The sequence below is a fragment of the Burkholderia sp. Ac-20365 genome (assembly GCF_017104715.1).
In the GTDB taxonomy this organism is placed as follows: Bacteria; Pseudomonadota; Gammaproteobacteria; order Burkholderiales; family Burkholderiaceae; genus Paraburkholderia.
The window spans coordinates 1-1,452 of sequence record NZ_JAAGPI010000098.1 but is presented as its reverse complement, the minus strand read 5'-3'; the positions used below and the strand labels follow the sequence as shown (position 1 = coordinate 1,452).

Sequence of the window (1,452 nt, the reverse complement as noted above, 5' to 3'; positions counted from 1 at the left end):
CACCAGTGTGGTGTCCGGCTTCATGGCTGGCTCCCGCATGGTTGCAGCACGGTGCCAGCTTGCCAGCGTTCAGAAACACGACATCTGTAAATAGCCAGAACACGACATTAGGATAGAGCCGCTACAAACCAAAACGGTGATAATTAAGATTATGTCAAATTAGAAACAGGCAGCAGCAAACCAGCCACCGCTCCCTGCAACCTCAACCTTCACCTACCGACCTGAACCAAATCAGCCCTGAGCCTGATCTGCCGCCGGCGCATCGCCTTCGTCGTTCGTACCGGTCACAGCCGCTGCGTCATCCACAGGCTTGTTGGTCTCTGCAGCCGTAGCCGTAACCGCAGCCGCAGCGGTCTCACCACCAGCCTTCGCAGCCGCCGGCTTATTCCGGCCACCCGACCGACGCCGTGCAAATGCCGATTCCGATGCCGTGACCTTGCCCGTTTCCGCGCCGTTCAGATCGACGCGCGACGCGCCTTCCGTCAGGCTCGCCCAGTAACGGCTGCCGCGGCACCACGTGCTGACTGCATCGCGAACTTCCTGCTCGGTCAGTTTCAGCTCGGCGGCCTGCGCGAGCAGATCGTCGAGAATGCCGATCTTCAGGGCCACCTTGGGCGCGGGATTCTTCGGGAATGCCAGCGGAAAGCGCTTTTGCAGCTTGCCGATGGTATGCACGACGGGATCGACAGGATTCTGCTTCGCTTCCGGACGCGCGGACGCAGGCTTGCCGGACGCCGGTCTGCCTGACGCCGGTTTGCCAGTCGTCTTCGCAGCGGGCCGAGCCGGCCGCCTCGCGTCGCGGGCCTTCGTGTCGCTTGTGTTCGTATCCTTGCCGCTCGTGTGAGCGGGTTTCTCCGCAGCCTGCTTTTCCTTACGCTGCGCTTTAGCCTGCTTGGCGAGTTCGTCCCTCAGCTTCGCCAGTTGTTCAAAGCCCATGTCTTCACCTTCATTGCAATGACGCAGGATTGTAGCAGCCGCTGAGCATCCTCATACCGGCCAACGTTTCGCTGCCCTCCGCCTATCATGCGCGGCGTCGATGGCCGTTTGCTGTCGGCGGGCCATTTCTGCATCTCGACGGGGCAAAACGCGTATCGCCATGCATAAAGTCCGCCAGCCGGCACCGGATGCAACTGTCTTGCCTGCGCCGGGAGGTACAAGCGGCTGGCGCAAAGAAAAAGCGCCGCAATCGCGGCGCCCTTTCCTGCATCGACCAGCTTGCGTAACGTCAGAAGCGATGCACCATACCCACGCCCACGCCCACCATGCTGCGCGATGACGAAGGCGTCGAGTTGAAGCCGTCGCCGATCGTCGCCGTCGCGTTGATGATGCTGCGACCGCCCGTGCCGAGCGTCTGGCCGTTCGCGCGCTGATACGCCTGCAACGCGTACAGGCCCGTGCGCTTGGACAGCGAGTAGTACTCGGACAGATTGACCTGCGAATACGACGCCGAAC

The 1,452-nt window shown here is 61.8% G+C and carries 1 protein-coding gene and 1 pseudogene; both read right to left on the bottom strand.

The annotated features are described in order from the left end of the window. Positions 1–231: 231 nt before the first annotated feature. Positions 232–936: a ProQ/FinO family protein gene (locus G3O01_RS44745; RefSeq protein ID WP_205813903.1), complete on the bottom strand. Its 705-nt coding sequence runs from the start codon at positions 934–936 to the stop codon at positions 232–234. Positions 937–1,225: 289 nt separating this feature from the next. Continuing rightward, positions 1,226–1,452: pseudogene (locus G3O01_RS44740) on the bottom strand (porin); the annotation flags it as partial.

Bases quoted from the DNA above. Each gene is read 5' to 3' on its own strand.
- G3O01_RS44745 (WP_205813903.1), bottom strand. From the start codon at position 936: ATGGGCTTTGAACAACTGGCGAAGCTGAGGGACGAACTCGCCAAGCAG.